Origin of the sequence: Pseudomonas sp. TNT3, assembly GCF_010095445.2 — a bacterium.
Taxonomy (GTDB): Bacteria; Pseudomonadota; Gammaproteobacteria; order Pseudomonadales; family Pseudomonadaceae; genus Aquipseudomonas.
On record NZ_WFGV02000082.1, the window covers coordinates 1 to 18,503 of the forward strand.

General features: G+C 59.7%; 15 protein-coding genes and 1 pseudogene. 12 read left to right on the forward strand and 4 right to left on the reverse strand.

Features of this window, described 5'->3' with window-relative positions; genetic code table 11:
- Positions 1-281 precede the first annotated feature (281 nt).
- The 5 genes from mrdA (at position 282) to GBC55_RS27850 (ending at position 7,913) form a co-directional block, all read left to right on the forward strand.
- Entirely contained in the window at positions 282-2,174 is a 1,893-nt protein-coding gene (gene mrdA / locus GBC55_RS27830) for a penicillin-binding protein 2 (RefSeq protein ID WP_162440812.1), read from the forward strand.
- Between the two features lie 157 nt (positions 2,175-2,331).
- Positions 2,332-4,236 (forward strand): sigma-54-dependent Fis family transcriptional regulator, encoded by a 1,905-nt coding sequence (locus tag GBC55_RS27835; RefSeq protein ID WP_162440813.1) that lies wholly within the window; start codon positions 2,332-2,334, stop codon positions 4,234-4,236.
- Positions 4,236-5,954 (forward strand): ABC transporter ATP-binding protein, encoded by a 1,719-nt coding sequence (locus GBC55_RS27840; protein ID WP_162440814.1) that lies wholly within the window; start codon positions 4,236-4,238, stop codon positions 5,952-5,954. The genes GBC55_RS27835 and GBC55_RS27840 overlap by 1 nt, the downstream gene beginning before the upstream one ends.
- A complete protein-coding gene (locus GBC55_RS27845; protein WP_162440815.1) occupies positions 5,944-6,621 on the forward strand; it encodes a S8 family serine peptidase in 678 nt (225 codons plus the stop codon). The genes GBC55_RS27840 and GBC55_RS27845 overlap by 11 nt, the downstream gene beginning before the upstream one ends.
- Positions 6,618-7,913: a tryptophan 7-halogenase gene (locus tag GBC55_RS27850; RefSeq protein ID WP_162440816.1), complete on the forward strand. Its 1,296-nt coding sequence runs from the start codon at positions 6,618-6,620 to the stop codon at positions 7,911-7,913. The genes GBC55_RS27845 and GBC55_RS27850 overlap by 4 nt, the downstream gene beginning before the upstream one ends.
- A gap of 128 nt (positions 7,914-8,041) precedes the next feature.
- Here the strand turns inward: GBC55_RS27850 and GBC55_RS27855 are convergent, their stop codons facing one another.
- Positions 8,042-9,532 (reverse strand): aldehyde dehydrogenase family protein, encoded by a 1,491-nt coding sequence (locus tag GBC55_RS27855; RefSeq protein WP_162440817.1) that lies wholly within the window; start codon positions 9,530-9,532, stop codon positions 8,042-8,044.
- A 491-nt stretch (positions 9,533-10,023) separates the two neighbouring features.
- Between GBC55_RS27855 and peaA the strand changes: the two genes are divergently transcribed.
- The 4 genes from peaA (at position 10,024) to peaD (ending at position 14,583) form a co-directional block, all read left to right on the forward strand.
- Entirely contained in the window at positions 10,024-11,604 is a 1,581-nt protein-coding gene (gene peaA / locus GBC55_RS27860; protein WP_162440818.1) for a quinohemoprotein amine dehydrogenase subunit alpha, read from the forward strand.
- 81 nt (positions 11,605-11,685) lie between these two features.
- A complete protein-coding gene (gene peaB, locus GBC55_RS27865; protein ID WP_162440819.1) occupies positions 11,686-13,116 on the forward strand; it encodes a quinohemoprotein amine dehydrogenase maturation protein in 1,431 nt (476 codons plus the stop codon).
- Position 13,117: 1 nt separating this feature from the next.
- Complete coding sequence (gene qhpC, locus GBC55_RS27870; RefSeq protein ID WP_162440820.1) at positions 13,118-13,441, forward strand: quinohemoprotein amine dehydrogenase subunit gamma; 324 nt, start codon at positions 13,118-13,120, stop codon at positions 13,439-13,441.
- A gap of 23 nt (positions 13,442-13,464) precedes the next feature.
- On the forward strand, positions 13,465-14,583 hold the full coding sequence (gene peaD, locus GBC55_RS27875; protein ID WP_162440821.1) for a quinohemoprotein amine dehydrogenase subunit beta: 1,119 nt from the start codon (positions 13,465-13,467) through the stop codon (positions 14,581-14,583).
- A 141-nt stretch (positions 14,584-14,724) separates the two neighbouring features.
- Here peaD and GBC55_RS27880 read toward each other — a convergent pair whose 3' ends face one another.
- Positions 14,725-15,126, reverse strand: coding sequence for a lysozyme inhibitor LprI family protein (locus GBC55_RS27880; protein WP_162440822.1), 402 nt, complete (start codon positions 15,124-15,126; stop codon positions 14,725-14,727).
- A gap of 57 nt (positions 15,127-15,183) precedes the next feature.
- On the reverse strand, positions 15,184-15,474 hold the full coding sequence (locus GBC55_RS27885) for a hypothetical protein (RefSeq protein ID WP_162440823.1): 291 nt from the start codon (positions 15,472-15,474) through the stop codon (positions 15,184-15,186).
- Between the two features lie 239 nt (positions 15,475-15,713).
- Between GBC55_RS27885 and GBC55_RS27890 the strand changes: the two genes are divergently transcribed.
- Together GBC55_RS27890 and GBC55_RS27895 are read left to right on the forward strand one after the other, a co-directional pair.
- On the forward strand, positions 15,714-16,202 hold the full coding sequence (locus GBC55_RS27890) for an SRPBCC family protein (RefSeq protein ID WP_162440824.1): 489 nt from the start codon (positions 15,714-15,716) through the stop codon (positions 16,200-16,202).
- A gap of 7 nt (positions 16,203-16,209) precedes the next feature.
- A complete protein-coding gene (locus tag GBC55_RS27895) occupies positions 16,210-17,010 on the forward strand; it encodes an aminoglycoside phosphotransferase family protein (RefSeq protein ID WP_162440825.1) in 801 nt (266 codons plus the stop codon).
- A gap of 422 nt (positions 17,011-17,432) precedes the next feature.
- Here GBC55_RS27895 and inhA read toward each other — a convergent pair whose 3' ends face one another.
- Positions 17,433-18,110 carry an isonitrile hydratase gene (inhA, locus tag GBC55_RS27900; RefSeq protein ID WP_162440826.1) on the reverse strand — a complete coding sequence of 226 codons (678 nt, stop codon included), beginning with the start codon at positions 18,108-18,110 and terminating at the stop codon, positions 17,433-17,435.
- Between the two features lie 90 nt (positions 18,111-18,200).
- Here inhA and GBC55_RS27905 point away from each other — a divergent pair.
- Positions 18,201-18,503, forward strand: a pseudogene (locus GBC55_RS27905) (AraC family transcriptional regulator); the annotation flags it as partial.

The window sequence follows — 18,503 nt, forward strand, 5'->3', positions numbered from 1 at the left end:
AACGATGCATCGCCGATGGTAGTGTGGGGTTTCCCCATGTGAGAGTAGGTCATCGTCAAGATTAAATTCCGAAACCCCTGTTTGCTAACGCGAACAGGGGTTTTGTTTTGTCCGCAGGAAAGTGGCCCGGCCTTCATTTTGGCCTACAGGGCCGGCCGTTAGAGGAAATCGAACTAAATCACGCGCGCAGTTTTTGGTATGGTGCAGCTCGTTTTTTAATGGACTGATTTCCAAAGCCAGCGGACCAGGCTTCCTTTCAAAGTCAAAGAGCCGCTGCAGAAATGCCTGAACCGATACCCATCAAAGACCACGAAAAAGAGACGCGCCTCGTCAACAAGCGACTCATGGCCTGCGCCTTGTTCGTGGTCGCAATTACCTGCGCACTGGTTGTGCGCATGTATGTCCTGCAAGTAATCGAGTTTGACTACCACTCCACGATTTCTGAAAATAACCGCGTGCATGTATTGCCGATCACCCCGACAAGAGGGCTGATCTACGATCGCAATGGTGTAGTTCTGGCGGACAATCGACCCAGCTTCAACCTGACCATCACTCGCGAGCGCGCCTCTGATATCAAGGAAGAGCTGGATGAGGTCGTAAACCTACTGCACCTGCCTGCAGACGATCGCACATTGTTCGACAAGGCGATGAAGCAAGCCCGGCACCCATTCGTGCCCGTGACCCTGTTCTATGAACTCAGTGAAGAGCAAATCGCAGTGCTGGCGGTAAACGAGTTTCGTCTGCCGGGTATCGATGTAGAACCGCAATTCGTTCGCCACTACCCCATGGGCGCACACTTCGCGCATTCAATCGGCTATGTCGGCCGGATCAACGAGAAAGAATCCAAAGCCCTGGATACGGTGGAGTACCGCGGCAGCCAATCGATCGGCAAGACCGGCATCGAGAAGTTCTACGAATCGGAACTGCATGGCCACGTAGGTTACGAGGAAGTCGAAACCAATGCGCAAGGTCGAGTGCTGCGAGTGCTCAAGCACACTGATCCAATTCCCGGCAAAAACATCGTCCTGAGCCTCGACGTCAAACTTCAGGAGGCCGCCGAGGAAGCGCTGGGTGATCGTCGAGGTTCCGTCGTCGCGCTGGATCCATCCACCGGTGAAGTGCTGGCGATGGTCAGCAAGCCGAGCTTCGACCCTAACCTGTTCGTCACCGGTATCAGCTTCAAAGAATACGCAGCGCTGCACGATTCCATCGATCGACCGCTCTTCAACCGCGTCCTGCGGGGGCTCTACGCGCCCGGATCAACCATCAAGCCGGAAGTGGCCATCGCTGGTCTTGACGCAGGTGTAGTAACTCCACAGACCCGTGTCTTCGATCCGGGCTACTACCAGCTTCCGGATTTCGACCACAAGTACCGTAATTGGAACCACAGCGGCGACGGTTGGGTGGACATGGACGCAGCGATCATGCGTTCCAACGACACTTACTTCTACGATCTGGCCCACAAACTGGGTATCGACCGCCTGCATGACTACATGGCGATGTTCGGACTCGGCGAGAAAGTCTCTCTGGACATGTTCGAAGAATCAGCCGGCCTGATGCCCTCCCAGGCCTGGAAACGCGCGACGCGCCGCCAGCCATGGTTCCCGGGGGAGACGGTGATCCTCGGCATTGGTCAAGGCTACATGCAAGTCACACCCCTGCAACTGGCTCAGGCCACGGCGCTGATCGCTAACAAAGGCGTTTGGAACCGACCGCATCTGGCGAAGACCGTGGACGGTGTTGCCCCCGTGGACGAACACCCAATGCCGAATATTCTGCTCAAGGATCCGCGTGATTGGGAACAGGTCAATCACGGTATGCAGATGGTGATGCACGACGCTCGCGGCATTGCTCGAGCCGCAGCGGCGGGTGCCCAATACCGCATCGCCGGCAAGAGCGGTACGGCCCAAGTGGTCGCGATCAAACAGGGCGAACGCTACAACCGGGCGAAAACCCTGGAACGCAACCGCGATAACGCATTGTTCGTAGGTTTTGCCCCGGCTGAACACCCGAAGATTGTCATTTCGGTGATGATCGAAAACGGTGAGGCGGGCGGTCGCGTTGCCGGTCCCGTGGTGCGCCAGATCATGGATGCCTGGCTACTCGATCAAGACGGTCACCTGAAACCGCAGTACGCCACACCGAGCAAAGTCCCGGGCGACCCTCACGTCTGATCAGTCAATGCAGCGATCCGATGAAGAACGATCTGCCGTTCTACCAAGTTCAACGCAAGTGCCATAAGGCACTTGCCATCCCCCTGACGTTAACGTAAAGATTGCGGCAGGGCGCTGAACTAAAATAAGCGCAAAGCGGACCGATCCGGAGCGCTTGATGACGCTAATAAAAACCACATCCCCCAAGCTGCACCACGAAGCCCGGCTGGCCCGGGAAAAACTTCATCTGGAGGGCGAAGTCCCCGACGGCGTATTGCGCGCGGAAATCGACGCGTCGTGGCGCCGCAGCCTCGGCCATGGCGTGCATTTCAATGGCAAGCACGAGCTCGCGCTGGAATCGAGCGCCAGTCTGGAAGTCCTGCTGGCCAGCAATCGACTGCTGATTGACGCTGCATTGCCCGCCATCGACTACCTCGCTGAACGCCAAGGCAAGGAAGGCCTGATTATCCTGGCCAATTCCGACGCCACCATCCTTGCCGTCGAAGGTCGCGCTGATCGCCTCAAAGGCAGTGGGCTGCAAGACATTACCCTGGGTGCCTGCTGGAGCGAAGCCGCTCGCGGCACTAATGCGTTGGGCACTGCACTGGTCGAAGCCCGCCCGACGATGATCGATTGCGGCGAACATTACCTCGATCGTCTCACCGACTTTTCCTGTACATCGGTTCCCATTCATTGTCCGCAAGGCGACATCCTCGGCGTGCTCGACCTGACTCGCGAAGGTCCGCTCGGCCGTGTCCATGACAGCACTGCGCTGTTGGCGATGGCGGTCAGCCAGATTGAAAGCCGCGTGTTCAATGCCAGCTATGCTGACGAAATTGTCCTGGCTTTCCACAGTCGTCGGCAGTACCTCGAATCTCCCTGGCAAGGCCTGTTGGCGGTGAGCCTCGGCGGACAGATTCTCGCCGTCAGTGCCCAGGCTTGCCAGTTGCTGCACGCCGAGCGTTCGGCGCTGGTCGGTCGTCGTTGTGAAGAGTTTCTCGGCGTCGATGGCTTGCAACTGCTGTCGCGGTTGTATCAGGGTGGCATCGGCAGTCTGCAGACTGCCAAAGGCGAATTCTTCTACAAAACCCTGCGCGCACCACAGCGTTCGATCGGGGTCACCACGCCCTCGCGCAGCGCCTCGAAAACCGCCAAACCCACTCCAGATCTGGAGTCCCTGGCCGGCAGCAATGTCCGTTACGCCAAGGCGTTGCGCATGGCCAGACAAGGTTTGGCCAATGAACTCCCTGTATTGCTGCTCGGCGAAACCGGCACCGGCAAGGAGGTCATCGCCCGTGCCCTGCACATGGCCGGCACTCGCTGCGACAAGCCCTTCGTCGCGGTGAACTGCGCCGCAATCCCCGAAGGCCTGATCGAGTCGGAGTTGTTCGGATACCGTGAAGGCGCCTTCACCGGTTCTCGTCGCGGCGGCATGATCGGGCGTCTACAGCAGGCCCACGGCGGCACCTTGTTTCTCGACGAAATCGGCGACATGCCTCTGGCCCTGCAAGCCCGCCTGTTGCGAGTGTTGCAGGACCGAAAAGTCGCGCCACTGGGGGCGGGCGAGGAGCAGGACATCGACGTCGCACTCATCTGTGCGACCCACCGTGACCTCAAGCGTCTGGTGGAAGAAAAACACTTTCGCGAAGACCTCTTCTATCGGGTCAACGGCATCAGCGTGATGCTTCCAGCGCTGCGTGAACGTGAAGATTTCGACGGGCTGGTATCGCGCTTGCTCACCCGTCTGGAGGCACCGACCGTCCTCCTGCATGACGACCTGAACCGTTTGCTCAGCGGCTATCACTGGCCTGGCAACATCCGCCAACTGGAGATGGTTCTGCGCACCGCCCTGGCAATGCGCGAACCGGGTGACACCGTACTCACCCTCGACCACCTGCCCGACAGCATGCTCGACGAGTTGACCGCCAGCGAGCGTCCGCAATCGGGTAGCATTCGCGAAAACGAGTTGGAAATGATTCGTCAGTCCCTGGACAGTCATCAAGGCAACGTCTCGGCCGCGGCCGACGCCCTCGGTATCAGTCGCGCGACCCTGTATCGCAAGCTCAAACAGTTACGTTCGTGATGCAGCGCCTGATCGTCCGGCTGATCGACAGCCAGAACCCCGAAGCCCTGCAAGCGGCACTTCGCTGGCTCTACAGTTTCGTGCGTCCGCACCGTTTGGCCATCGCCGGTTTGCTCGGTTTGTCGGTCTGCGCCTCGCTCCTGGTATTGGTGCAACCCTGGCTGACCAAACTGCTCATCGACGATGGCCTGCTCGCGCGCGACTTCTCGATGCTGGTGCTGATCGCCGGCTTGATGATTGTCGCCGGCCTTCTGGGCACAGCGTTGTCGGGTATCAATCGATACTTGCACACGCGACTGTCCGGGCGGATTCTGTTTGCCCTGCGCGATGACCTCTACCGGCATTTGCAAACCCTGTCGCCGAGTTTTTACGGTCAGCGGCGCATCGGCGATTTGATGTCGCGCCTGGACGGTGATGTCGCCGAAATCCAGCGTTTCGCCGTGGATTCCTTGTTTTCGGCGGTATCGAGCGTGATCGGACTGGTGTGCGCCGTGGCCATGTTATTGACCCTGTCGTGGAAGTTGTCCTTGCTGGCACTAATACTGATTCCCCTCGACGTGCTGTGGCTGCGCTGGATGCGGCGCAAGGTCGAGCGGGATGTGCGGCAGTTGCGCGAGCGTTCGGCGGACATGTCCTCGTTCATGGTCGAGACACTGCCCGTGATGAAGTTCATCCAGTCCGCCGGTCAGCAACAGCGAGAATCGCGGCGCCTGGAAACCCTGGGGCAGGGCTACATGAGCCAGTTGCTGCGCCTGCAGGTCACCGAATTTTTCACCCAGGCCGTGCCCGGCACACTGACGTCATTGTCCCGCGCCTGTGCATTTCTGATTGGCGGTTACTGGGTGGTGCAGGGCACCTGGCAGTTGGGTGCATTGATCGCCTTTTCCACCTACCTCGGTATGGCCGTTGGACCTGTTCAGAGCCTGCTCGGGCTCTATGTCGCCATTCAGCGGATGACCGTCAGCCTTGGTCGGGTGATGGAGTTGCGTGGTGAAGAACCGACTGTGCTCACCCCTCACTCGCCTAAGCCGATGCCTGCCTCGGGCGAATTGCGATTCGACAATGTGCACTTCAGCCATCCCGGCCGGCCCACCACTTTGCGCGGCATCGAAGCGCGAATTCCCTACGGCCTGAAAGTGGCCCTGAGCGGTGGTTCGGGCGTCGGCAAATCAACGCTCATCGACCTGCTGCAACGGCATCACGATCCACAGTCTGGCCGCGTGCTGCTGGGTGACGTCGATTTGCGCGAACTGGACCTGTTCCAGCTGCGTCGGCGGATTGCGGTGGTCAGTCAGGACATCGTGCTGTTTCGCGGCAGTCTCGCTGACAACCTGGCTTACGCCGTGCCCGACGCCAACCGCGAAGCCATTGCTGAAGTCGCCCGCCTGGCCCAGCTCGACAGCCTCATCGCGTCTTTGCCCGAAGGTCTCGACAGCCCGTTGGGCGAGCGTGGCCAGCAGTTGTCTGGCGGACAAAAGCAGCGCATCGCCATTGCCCGGGCGCTGCTGCAGGACCCGCTGATCCTGGTGCTGGACGAAGCGACGTCAGCGGTGGATGAGGCCACCGAGCGTGAAGTCATAGAAGCCATCGACCACCTGTTTGCGGGACGCACACGAATCCTCATCAGCCACCGTCCTTCAACCCTGGCCGATGCCGATCTGCGCTTTGAATTGCTCGATGGAGTACTCACCTCCAAGACGGTGCTGCATGAAGCCTGAACTGCGAATCGGTGTGGTGGACAGCGGCCATTCGGCGGCGCAAAGGGTGCAGGTCATCGCCGGACGACGCTTCTCGCTGTTGAACGATGGGCTGGTCGAAAGCGAGTTGCGCGACGATCCGCTGGGGCACGGTAGCGCGGTGATCGAAGCGATCGGCCGACGGGCTCCCGCGGCGGTATTTTGCGTCGGTCAGGTGTTCGACCAGCGTGGTGTCACCAGTGCGTTGCAAATTGCCACGGCCATTGATTGGCTGGTCACGCAGAACGTGCGGCTGATCAATCTGAGCCTGGGCCTGCGCCAGGATCGCAGCCTGTTGCGCGAAGCTTGCGCGGCGGCGGTGGCGCAGGGCGTTTTGCTCTGCGCGTCGAGCCCGGCCCAGGGCGAAGGAGTCTTCCCGGCGAATTATCCACAGGTGCTGCGGGTGACCGGCGATGCCCGTTGCGCCGAGCAGGAATGGTCGTGGCTCAACAGCGCACAGGCGGATTTCGCCGCGTGTGTGCATGGCACCTATCCGGGGCAGTCTGGTGCGAGTTTGGGGTGCGCGGCGTTGAGCGGGCACATCGCGAGCTTCCTGGTCGAGCAGCCGGCGGCGAGTAATGAGCAGGTAATCCAGTGGCTGCGTGAAAATGCCCACTACCGTGGCCCTGAAAGGCGCTTCGGAGCATGACCAGGATTGTCGTACTCGGCGCCGGGCCGGCAGGCGCCGCAGTGGCCTTGGGGCTGCGACGACTCGGTTACGCAGTCGCGCTCATCAGTGAATGGCGCCGCTTCGCAGCCCTTGAAGGGGTGTCCGTCAGGGTGCTGGAGGCCTTGCGAAGTGCAGGGCTTAATCAGGCGTTGGCAGACGCGGCGTTACCTTCCCAACGGCAGGTGTCGTGGAACGGCCAGCAGCATGCGCAAAATATCGAGTTCCTATTGGACCGTCCGGGTTTTGACCGCGGTCTGCGTGAAGACCTGCGTCTTGCCGGCGTAGACCTGATCGAGGGACGGGTGTTGACCGTTCAACCGTCAACCGCAGGTCATCGCATAGAAATTGAAGGACATGAGGCACTGAACGCCGATTTCCTGGTGGAAGCCCGCGGTCGTCAAGCACCTGCGCTGGGCAAAGGCCTGCGCGGGCCGGAGACGGTCAGTCTGCTCAATCGCTGGCAAGGCCCTCCAGGCGACACCGCCAGCGCTGTGGAAAGCCTGGAGGACGGCTGGGCCTGGATGGCACGACGGGCCGACGGACAGTGTTACTGGCAATGGACGGTGGACGTGGCCAGTGCCGATCTGCCGGGCAAAGCGCAGTTACTCGATTACTGCCGTCAGCGACGTTCGAATTCGTCAGTGGCTCGAGCGTTTTTTGCCGATGGGCTGGAAAACGACCTGCAACTGCATGCTCGCAGCAGCACCGCGATTCTCAACCCGCAGGTCTGCGGTGATCACTGGATTCGAATTGGCGACGCAGCGATGGCGGTAGATCCGCTGTCGGGCAACGGGATTTTTCAATCGTTGTCATCAGCGTTGCAGGCGCCGACCGTGATCAACACGTTGCTGCGTAAACCCGAACGAGCCGCGTTGGCGCGTCAGTTTCATCAGCAGCGAGTGGAGCAGCTGTTCTTGCGATTCGCGCGGATCGGTCGGGATTTCTATGCCGATGAGCAACGCTGGCAGGACCGGCCATTCTGGCAGGCTCGGCGGCAGTGGCCGGATGCCGAAGTTGCGCATGCCGAGGTGGATTTCAGTTCGTTGAAAATCGCAACCGCGCCGGTGCTCAAGGATGGTTTTGTCGACGAGGCTGAGGTGGTCATCACCGCTGATCAACCCCTGGGCATCTGGCACGTTCAAGGAGTTGAGCTCGCGCCTTTAGTGCGGCGGTTGAAGACCGAGCCGGCTGAGCAGGCGTTGGCAGGATTGACTGTGGAGCAGGGGCGGATGATTCGCGGCTGGTTATTGGCTCAGGGGTTTAAACCCTGAAATTCAAGTTGTCCTGCCTGGCCTCACCGCTAGCAGGCTAGCTCCCACATGGGTTCTGCGTCGTTGGAACCCATGCGGGCCTGCTCCGGGCGGCGCTTTGACGAAAGCGGCTTACAGCCCGCCGCCCATCAAAGCTTGATCAACACCGACTTCAACTCCGTGTAATGCTCAATCGCCGCATACCCCATCTCCCTCCCGACCCCCGACATCTTGTAACCGCCAAACGGCAGTGCCGGGTCCAGCGCGCTGTGACAGTTAACCCACACCGACCCCGACTTGATCCGCGGAATCATTCGGTGCACCGCCGCCAGATCATTCGACCAGATACTCGCGCCCAGCCCATACGGGCTGTCATTGGCCATGCGCAATGCATCGGCTTCATCATCGAAGGGAATCGCTACCAGCACCGGACCGAAAATCTCCTCCTGCACCAGCGAGTGCTTCTGATCGACATCAACGATCACCGTTGGCTTGACGAAAAACCCCGGTCCGAACTGCTCGCCACCGCAGGCAATCGTCGCGCCGCTTTCGCGCCCTTTCTCGATGTAGCCATACACCCGCTCCTGCTGACGCGCAGAGATCAGTGGGCCCATCTCGACGCTCGGATCAAGTCCGTTACCCAACTTCATGGCATTGGCAATGTCAGCGATGTCCGCCACCACATTGTCGAAATGCTTGCGTTGTACATACAGCCTGGAACCGGCGCAGCACACCTGGCCCTGATTGAAGAAAATCGCGCTGGCGGCACCCGCTGCGGCACTCTTCAGATCGGCATCGCCCATCACGATGGTCGGTGATTTACCGCCCAGTTCCAGCGTGACCCGGGTCATCGAGTCCATGGCAATCTTGCCGATCTGTTTGCCCACGGCGGTGGAGCCCGTGAAGGTCAGTTTGTCCACCAATGGGTTGTGGGTCAGCGCGGAGCCAGCCGTAATGCCGGTGCCGGTGACCACGTTGAACACGCCTTCGGGATAGCCGGCTTCCAGCACCAGCTCAGCGAGTTTCAGCGCGGTCAGCGGCGTTTCATCGGCGGGCTTGAGCACCACGGTGCAACCGGTCGCCAGCGCGGGACCGAGCTTCCAGCAAGCCAGGAGCAACGGGAAGTTCCAGGCGACGATGGCACCCACCACGCCGACGGCTTCGCGACGAATGAAACTGTGGAACTGATCGTTCGGCATCAACGGCAACGACACTTCAACGCTGGAGCCTTCGATCTTGGTCGCCCAACCCGCCATATAGCGCAAGAAATCGATGGCCAGTTGCACGTCCATCACCTGCGCAACCGCAGCGCTCTTGCCGTTGTTCAGGCACTCCAGTTGCGCCAGCAGTTCGGCGTCCCGTTGCATCAGGTCGGCGAGTTTCCATAACAGGTTCTGCCGCTCACGGGGGCGAGTGCGGGTCCAGGTCGAATCATCGAACGCATGGCGGGCAGCAAGCACCGCGCGGTCGACATCTTCCGGCGTGGCACGTGGCACCACGCACAACACCTCTCCTGTGGCCGGGTTGTGCAGGGGCATGGTCTGGCCGTCAGCGGCCTCGACCCATTCGCCGCCAATAAGCATGCGCGGCGCACGCTGGATGAACGCCGAAGTGGCAGGAAGCAGAGCAGGAAGCGACATGATGAAACCTCGTCTTGTTCGTGTGACGAGGTCATTCGCAACGGTTGTGCCAGTTGTGTTTATTGGGCGCACACGCCTGGTTTTAGCGGGGGAGGCGGGCGGTCTGCACAGACCCGGAGGAGCAACGGCCGTCGCAAATTGCGACGCGATGAGACAAACAGGATCAAAAAGTCCCCGCCTCTGGCAGCCCCTGCATCCACCCCCTGTTGGAGCTGCCGCAGGCTGTGATCTTTTGATCTTGATCCTATGCTTGTCTCAGAGTGCAACAGATGTCGCGATATTAAACGCAACACGCCATCTGCCACCCGCTGGTAGCACTACAAAAATTCCACAACCAACTGATAAACAACACTATTCATAAGCTGGCACGCTCCGTGTATTGCTCATCGCAGACGTTTCTCTTGCCTCCGTCAGCGTTCACCGCCGGCGGCAGAAACCATAAAAACGATAAGCCACAAAAATAAGAAAGCACCGTGCGAGGTTCGACGTTGATGAAGAGAAAACTCCGATCAGGCCTGAGTGCCAGCCTGCTGGCCGTGGCCACCTGTATCGCGCTGCATTCGCCTTACAGCCTGGCAGCTCGCGATGCCCAGACCATTCTCAAGGAAACTTGCCAGGGCTGTCATACCCCTGAAGCCGATAACGCGCTGAGCCGCATCAGCCACCAGCGCAAAACGCCGGAAGGCTGGCTGATGAGTATCGCCCGGATGCAGACCATGCATGGCCTGCAGATCAGCGATGACGACCGCCGCACTCTGGTCAAGTACCTGGCCGACACCCAGGGCCTGGCGCCAAGCGAAACCGATGGCGTGCGCTACGCACTGGAACGTCGGCTCAATACCGTCGAGAAATTCGACGACCAGACCAGCCAGATGTGCGGTCGCTGCCACTCCGGCGCGCGGGTTGCCCTGCAACGGCGTCCGGCCCAGGAATGGGAGCGTCTGGTGAACTTCCATCTCGGCCAATGGCCGTCCCTCGAGTACCAGGCCCTGGCCCGGGACCGTGACTGGTTTGATCTGGCCCGCAAGGAAATGGTGCCGCTGCTTGCCAAGCGTTACCCGCTGGACAACCCGGCCTGGAAAAAGTGGCTGACCACGGCGCCAAAAGCCGAGGCGCTTGTCGGCGACTGGAGCTTCAGCGGCCACTTGCCCGGCAAAGGCGAACTGGCCGGAATCATGAGCGTGACGGCGGATGGTAACGACACCTTCAAGGTCAGCGTCAAAGGCCAATACGCCGATGGCAGCCCGTTCAATGGCGACGGCAGCGCAATTCTCTACACCGGCTATGAATGGCGCGGCAACGTGACCATCGACGGCGTAACCATGCGCCAGGTGTTCGCCGCCCAAGGCAACGCCATGCAAGGCCGGATGTTCGAGGCAGAGCATGATGAACGCGGCCTGGATTTCGTCGCCGCCAGGCAAGGCTCCAATCGTTTGCTCGCGGTGCAACCGGGTTATCTGAAGGCTGGCAGCGAAAACGAAGTCACCCTGATCGGCAGCGGTCTCAGCGGCAAACCGAACTTCGGCAAAGGTGTTGAAGTGGTCGAAGTGCTGGAGCAAAGCCCCGAGCGAATCAGGGTCAGACTCAAGGCCGCCGCCAACGCCCAACCAGGCGTGCGCGCAGTCACGGTTGGCACGCTGAAAGGCCCGAGCCTGTCGGTGTACAGCAAGATCGATGCAGTCAAGGTCGTGCCTGAATTCTCGGTTGCACGGATCGGCGAGGGCGGCGGATCGACGCCGAAAGTCCAGGGCCGTTTTGACGCTGAAGCCTGGGGTAAGGGTGCCGACGGCAAGCCGTACCGCATCGGTGTATTCCCGGCACAGTGGAAAGTTGAAGCCTTCGACGACCGCGCCAGGGAAGACGAAGACGTCAAGTTCGCCGGCACCATGCAGGCCGACGCGGGCGTGTTTACCCCAGGCGATGCCGGGCCGAACCCGCAGCGCAAAATGTCCACCAATAATGCCGGCAACCTCAAGGTGATCGCCGCCGTCGACGACGCAGGAAAATCCCTGACCGGCGAGGGCCACATGATCGTCACCGTGCAACGCTGGAACAATCCACCCATTCCATGAGTTGGCTGACCCAAACGGTTTTAGACACTTTTTCGGAATGACCGCAGCCCCCGGAAGCGGGGGTTGCACAGGAGGTTTGCAATGGGCGCTATCTTGAATCTGGTTGAGCGAAATCTGCACGAAGTGCACGTCGATGCCGACCGCATGCTGTTTCACATTCCCAGCAGTTCGCTGTTCGCCAGTGACGAACTCACCGGCACCATAATCGACACCTTGCGCGGTCCCGGCTGCTCGTCGGAAGACCTGATCGAGCGTCTGGCGGCGCGCTTCAACGGCGAAGAAATTACCGAGACCCTGCGCGAGTTGATGTCCCTGGAACTGGTCAGCGACGGTTCACCGCTGACCCCGGACATCGGCACCAAACGGGTCGAACGCACCGCGATCAACACCGTGGTGCTCAACGTCAACACCGGCTGCAACCTGAGCTGCACCTACTGCTACAAGGAAGACCTCGACAAGCCGTCCGCGGGCAAAAAAATGGATGTCGAAACAGCCATCGCGTCGGTGGAGATGCTGCTGCGCGAATCCCCGGACGAAGAGCGTTTTACCGTGGTGTTTTTCGGCGGCGAGCCTTTGAGCAATCGCAAGCTGATCGAGTACATGGTCGACTACTGCGAAAAGCGCTTTTCGGAGGCGGGCAAGTTCGTCGAATTCGTCATGACCACCAACGCGACGCTGCTGACCGAAGACACCGTGGACTACCTCAATGCCCACCGTTTCGGGCTCTCGGTGAGTATCGACGGACCCAAAACCGTGCACGACCGCAACCGCATTACCGTCGGCGGGCAGGGCACCTATGACGTCGTTCGGCGCAAGGCTGAAATGCTGCTGTCGCGCTATAACAGCCGTCCGGTCGGCGCACGCGTCACCCTGACCACCGGCGTCACCGACGTCGAAACCATCTGGGATCACCTGTTCAACGAACTGGGGTTTGCCGAGGTCGGTTTCGCGCCGGTGACTTCCGGTGACATCAGCACGTTCAACCTGTCCAGCGACGAGCTGATCGAAGTCTTCGCCAACATGAAGAAACTCGGCCGACGCTATCTGGAAGCAGCGCTGGAGCACCGCAACATCGGGTTCTCCAACCTGCACCAGCTTATTACCGACATCCACGAAGGCCATAAAAAAGCCCTGCCATGCGGCGCGGGCCTGAAGATGCTGGCGGTGGATCACAAGGGCGAGCTGAACCTGTGCCACCGTTTTACCGGTTCGTCATTACCGACTTTCGGCAACGTCCACAGCGGCGTCAAACAGGTGGAATTGAACGACTTCCTGTCCCAGCGCCTGGACCGTACCAACACCGGTTGCGAGGACTGTCAGATCCGTAACCTCTGTTCCGGCGGCTGCTACCACGAAAGCTACGCCCGTTACGGCGACCCGACCCACCCGACCTACCACTACTGCGAACTGATGCGTGACTGGGTCGATTTCGGCATCGAGGTCTACACCCGGATCATGGCCCACAACCCTGCGTTTATCAGCAGCTACATCACTCCGCGCAAGGCTCACTGATATGAAACATCTCAAGGCAATCAACAATAAAGCGTTGAAAATGGATCTGGCCGCGGCCGAAAACCGTATCGAAGAAGTGGTGGCGATGAGTTCCATCGCCGGCTGCGCCTCGACCACCGACCCCGGTTGGGAAATCGATGCGTTTGGCGGCGTGTCCTCGCTGTGTCAGCCGATGGAAGCCGATCTTTATGGGTGTTCCGACCCTTGCTGGTGGCCGGCCCAGGTGCCCGACATGATGAGCACCTACCCGGACTGGAACAAGGATGCCCAGGCGTCCAACGATAACTGGCGCAACCTCGGGACTGTCTTTCCAAAAGACAAGTGATCGGTCAACAGAAGGATTTCAGCATGCCTCGCATCAATGCCTGCGGCCTGGCCGCATTCGCCGTCCTAAGTGCCTGTTCGCTCACTGTCATGGCCGATGAGAACACCGCGCTCGAAACCGGTCACGAATACATGGTGACCACCAACTACCCGAACAACCTGCACGTCATCGACCTGGCCACCGATACCCTGTTGAAGACCTGCAAGATGCCCGATGCCTTCGGTCCAGGCACCGTGCAGCTATCGCCGGACCGCAAGACTGCCTATGTGCTGAACAATCACTACGCGGACGTCTACGGGGTCGAGCTGGACAGCTGCAAACAGGTGTTCCACGCCAGCATCACCCAGAAGCCGGGCGAAAAGGCGAAGTCCATGTTCGCCTTCACCCTGAGCCATGACGGCAAGGAATTGTTCGCCATCGCCAACCCCACCTTGATGCTCAACGACCGCTACGAAGTGCAGCAGCCACGGCTCGATGTGTACGCCACCGATGCCGGAATGGACGCAAAACCCGTGCGCAGTTTTCCGGCGCCGCGGCAGTTGACCATCATGCAGAGTGGCGATGACGGCACGTTGTATGTGGCAGGTGCGGACGTCTACAAGGTTGATGTGAAAACCGGCAAGTTCGATGTGCTGATTCCCAGCCGGCACTGGAAGCGAGCGAACTACAGCGCGCCGGATGTGCTGTACGTATGGAACCAGCAGACGTATCGCCATGACTTTTCGCTGCTCTACACCGCCGCGAAGTTCAAGGATAAAAAGCAGGACCCGGCCACTGCCGACTACCTGTACGGACTGTTCAGCATCGACCTGAAAACAGGCAAGACGGAAACCACCGATTTCGGCCCGCTGACAGAAATCTACTTCAGCGGCATGCGCTCGCCGAAGGATCCCAACCTGATGTTCGGCGTGCTCAACCGACTGGCCAAGTACGATATCAAGGAGAAGAAAATGCTCCAGGCGGCGACGCTTGATCATTCCTACTACTGCATTTCCTTCAACAAGGAGGGCAGCAAGATCTACCTGTCCGGAACGTTCAACGATGTGGCGATCTTTGACCCGGAGACCATGAAACAGATCGGCAGTATCAAGCTGCCGGGTGGGGACATGGCGATCACCACGGCGCAAGTGTTTACTCGTTAACGACGGCGTCTGATCCGACGCTATCGTCGGAACGCCGCCCGGAGCAAGCTGTGCTCCCACGGTGATCAATGATGTTCACAAAATTGTGATCACACTGAAGACCCACTGTGGGAGCTAGCCTGCTAGCGATGGGGGCCTGGATCAAACCCCCGGCACCGGACAACTCATATCCCCCTCCTGGCACTTCAAATAATTCTTGAACGTCTCCACCCGCGCCTTGGTTAACCCGGTAACGCAATTGCTGTAGATCAACGGGTACACGCTCCCGCCCTCAACTGAGGACGCCGAAAACTTACACTCCGCATCTCGAAACGCAATCCACGAACGCTGAGCACCGATCAGCAACTTCTTGCCATCCGGATTGCTCTTCAAGCGCGTGGTGATCTGCTGATACAGCGCATTCAGTTCCTTGTCCGCCGCCTTGTTCTGCTGCGCTGCGCACTGATTCATCGTGGCCTGGTCAGTGGCGTTGTCGCAATCCACGGCAAAGGCCGCGTGAGTGAACAGCAAAGGCGTCAGCGCCAGGAGAAAGCGTGGTGTCATGGGGATTCTCGCTGTGACATCAAAAAGTGGAAGGCAGTGTAACGAACGCTTGCACGGTCAGTTGCCGGTATAGCCGCGCAAACGCATGCAATCGTTAACCAGGTCGATCTGCTTCTCGGCCACCACAATCCCGTCACCCACCCCGGCACCCACGGCTGCAGACATACTCTTGTCCGAAGGCGTGCTGCTGTAACTGGCCGTCGCGGCCTTGGCCTGGTACTCGCACTGGGATTTATCCTTATCAACATCCGCCTGAGTCGCGCCCGGCCGGCTCCAGTGATTGACGGACGTGGCGCAGGCGGTGAGGCACACGATTGATAAGCAGGTAAGGATTCGAGTCAGCGGCATTATTGGCGTCCCGAGCTTGGGTTTAGCGTTGAGGCGAACGTTTCGAGTCTAGACCCGTTCTCACGGGGTTGCGGATTCATGCCGACGGGCGAGGCGGTACTTTTCCAAGTAAATCAGGAACTTACCCTGAAATCACAGCTGAGCATTTCATACAGGGTTGATTGCAACGGCCTGTTGGTACAACTTTAGGGTGGGTCTTGTGGTCTTACAGGCCTACTGTTCATTACAGGAGGTGGCATATGAACCCAGCATCAGATCGCATCGAAAGGAAAATCCTGCTCAAAGTGCCGCGTTCGCACGTTTGGCGGGTGATCGCCCATGCTGAGGCATTCGGGCAGTGGTTTGGCGTGTCACTGGAGGGCAAGCGCTTTGTCGCCGGTGAATGGACCCAAGGGCAGATTACCTACCCCGGCTATGAGCACCTGCTGTGGAACGTGCTGGTGGAGCGGGTCGAGCCGGAACGGGTGTTTTCGTTTCGCTGGCATCCCTACGCGGTGGAGCCCGACGTCGACTATTCCCAGGAGCCCACCACGCTTGTGTTGTTCGAGCTTGAAGACATGGATGAAGGCACGCTGCTCAAGGTCACCGAATCGGGTTTCGATCATATTCCCCAAGCCCGTCGGCTCAAGGCGTTCCGTATGGACAGCCGTGGCTGGGATGAGCAGATGAGCAATATCGAAGAGTTTTTGAAGACCAACGCCAAACTCCACGCCCGTCAGGAAGAGTAAAGGCTGCATGTTTGAACCCTGGTTGAAACGCTGGGCGCTGGTGCCGGACGGAGAGCCGATCATCACGCCTGGCAGCCGCTTGTTACCGGTGCGGATGGGCTCTGCACCGGCGATGTTGAAGATTGCGATGGATGCCGACGAACAGGTCGGCAACCAGTTGATGACCTGGTGGGACGGCGAGGGCGCCGCACCGGTTTTCGCCCATCACGAGCAAGCGTTGGTCATGGAGCGGGCGATCGGCTCGCGTTCACTGATGCGCATGGCGCTCGAAAATCAGGACGACGAAGCCAGCCAGATCCTGTGCATGGCGCTGTCCCGGCTGCATACACCCCGATCCTTGCCTGCGCCGCCGCTGGTGCCCCTGGCGCTTTGGTTCAAGTCGCTGCGCCGGGCGGCTGATCTGCAGGGTGGCCCGTACGCCTTGTGCCTCGCCACCGCCCAAGCGTTGCTGGCCGACCCGCAGGATGTGGTGGTACTGCACGGGGACATGCATCACGACAACGTCCTGGATTTCGGTCCGCGGGGTTGGTTGGCCATTGATCCCAAGCGCGTGATCGGTGAGCGCGGATTCGATTACGCCAACCTCATCTGTAACCCCGACCTGCCGACGGCCGCTGATCCTCGCCGCTTTCAAAGACAGATAGACGTTGTGGCAGACGCCGCCGGCCTCGAACGCCGCCGATTGCTGCAATGGGTGTTGGCGTTTGCGGGACTGTCGGCCGCCTGGTTTCTCGAAGACAACGACACCGTGAGTGCAGAAGCTCAGCTACAGGTCGCGAAATTGGCGTCTTGTGCACTTGAGGCATAAGGCCATTAAGGGGTTTCGGAAGCAGGGTTATAGCGAATGTCTTACACGCGATGGTAGTGATATCGTCTGTTACAAATTGGATCCGATGCGTATTCTGAGCCCATCAACTGAGGCACAGGAAGTGCCTCGGGATCATGGATGATCGACCATCAGCAAGGAACGCTACCGACAGGGAGTCGACATGGTCTTGGGAAAACCCGCTTCGGCGGGTTTTTTTTCGCCTGGCGAAAACTACCGCTATCGCAAATGCCCACCTGCGAAACACCAGACACACCTTGTTTTTTGTGGCGAGCGAGCTTGCTCGCGCTGGGTTGCGCAGCGACCCCAAACTTTTACGACCGCTGCGCGGCCGAGCGGGAGCAAGCTCCCTCGCCACAGGGATCTTGCTCGAAGCCAGGTTTTGCATCGTCCTGCAGTGCCGACTACAACCTCGCCGCCACCCGCTCAGTAATCAATGTCCGTTGCTGCAGCGATTGCGCCGCACGCCGATGAGCCTCCGCCAACACAGCAGCAGGCGCAGTTTGCGGGCTGCCTGAAGCAAACGGTGGCGCCGGCGCATACTCCAGCTGCAATTGCACCAACTGCGCCGTGTCCTCATCAAACAATTCCGCCGCCAGTGTCAGGGCAAAGTCGATCCCGGCCGTAATCCCGCCACCGGTCAGCAAATTGCCATCGCGTACCACCCGGTCGTTTACCGCAATCGCCCCCAAAGGCTTCAACAGTTCGTGGTAAGCCCAGTGGGTCGTAGCGCGTTTGCCCTTGAGCAATCCCGCCGCGCCCAACACAAGCGCTCCGGTGCACACGGACGTCACATAACGCGCATTCGCCGCTTGAGCCTTGATGAACGCCAGCGTCACTTCATCTTCCATCAACGGCCCGACACCACTGCCGCCGGGAATACAAATCACATCCAGCGCCGGGCAATCGTCAAACGTGGTGGTCGGATTCAGCACCAGTCCGGTACTTGCAGTGACCGGCGCCAGATCCTTCCAGACCAGATGCACCTTCACATCAGGCAACGAAGCCAACACGTCATAGGGCCCCGTCAGGTCCAGTTGTTGAACCTGGGGAAACAACAGAAAACCGATCTGCAACGTCATGGTGTTTTTCTCACGCAGTGGGGTGGACGGCTTGATAGTAGACTCGTAGGATCTGGCGTATACGCCAATAACTCCACGAATTACGCCAATATGCCCAAGACCATTCATGTGCTCGCGTTCGCCAATGTGCAACTGCTCGACGTCACCGGGCCGTTGCAAGTGTTCGCCTCAGCCAACGACATTGCGCGCCAGCAGGGTATGCCGCCGCCATACGCACCGACGGTGATTGCCAGCGGTGGCGGGGCGGTCATGTCGTCCGCGGGATTGGCGCTGTTGGCCGAACCGTTGCCCGAACAGGCCAGCGATACATTGGTCATCGCGGGTGGCTGGGGTGTCTACGCCGCGGCAGAAGATGAGGCGCTGGTCGCCTGGGTGCGTGCGCAGGGCGTCGGA

Bases quoted from the DNA above. Each gene is read 5' to 3' on its own strand.
- mrdA (WP_162440812.1), top strand. From the start codon at position 282: ATGCCTGAACCGATACCCATCAAAGACCACGAAAAAGAGACGCGCCTC.
- GBC55_RS27835 (WP_162440813.1), top strand. From the start codon at position 2,332: ATGACGCTAATAAAAACCACATCCCCCAAGCTGCACCACGAAGCCCGG.
- GBC55_RS27840 (WP_162440814.1), top strand. From the start codon at position 4,236: ATGCAGCGCCTGATCGTCCGGCTGATCGACAGCCAGAACCCCGAAGCC.
- GBC55_RS27845 (WP_162440815.1), top strand. From the start codon at position 5,944: ATGAAGCCTGAACTGCGAATCGGTGTGGTGGACAGCGGCCATTCGGCG.
- GBC55_RS27850 (WP_162440816.1), top strand. From the start codon at position 6,618: ATGACCAGGATTGTCGTACTCGGCGCCGGGCCGGCAGGCGCCGCAGTG.
- GBC55_RS27855 (WP_162440817.1), bottom strand. From the start codon at position 9,532: ATGTCGCTTCCTGCTCTGCTTCCTGCCACTTCGGCGTTCATCCAGCGT.
- peaA (WP_162440818.1), top strand. From the start codon at position 10,024: ATGAAGAGAAAACTCCGATCAGGCCTGAGTGCCAGCCTGCTGGCCGTG.
- peaB (WP_162440819.1), top strand. From the start codon at position 11,686: ATGGGCGCTATCTTGAATCTGGTTGAGCGAAATCTGCACGAAGTGCAC.
- qhpC (WP_162440820.1), top strand. From the start codon at position 13,118: ATGAAACATCTCAAGGCAATCAACAATAAAGCGTTGAAAATGGATCTG.
- peaD (WP_162440821.1), top strand. From the start codon at position 13,465: ATGCCTCGCATCAATGCCTGCGGCCTGGCCGCATTCGCCGTCCTAAGT.
- GBC55_RS27880 (WP_162440822.1), bottom strand. From the start codon at position 15,126: ATGACACCACGCTTTCTCCTGGCGCTGACGCCTTTGCTGTTCACTCAC.
- GBC55_RS27885 (WP_162440823.1), bottom strand. From the start codon at position 15,474: ATGCCGCTGACTCGAATCCTTACCTGCTTATCAATCGTGTGCCTCACC.
- GBC55_RS27890 (WP_162440824.1), top strand. From the start codon at position 15,714: ATGAACCCAGCATCAGATCGCATCGAAAGGAAAATCCTGCTCAAAGTG.
- GBC55_RS27895 (WP_162440825.1), top strand. From the start codon at position 16,210: ATGTTTGAACCCTGGTTGAAACGCTGGGCGCTGGTGCCGGACGGAGAG.
- inhA (WP_162440826.1), bottom strand. From the start codon at position 18,110: ATGACGTTGCAGATCGGTTTTCTGTTGTTTCCCCAGGTTCAACAACTG.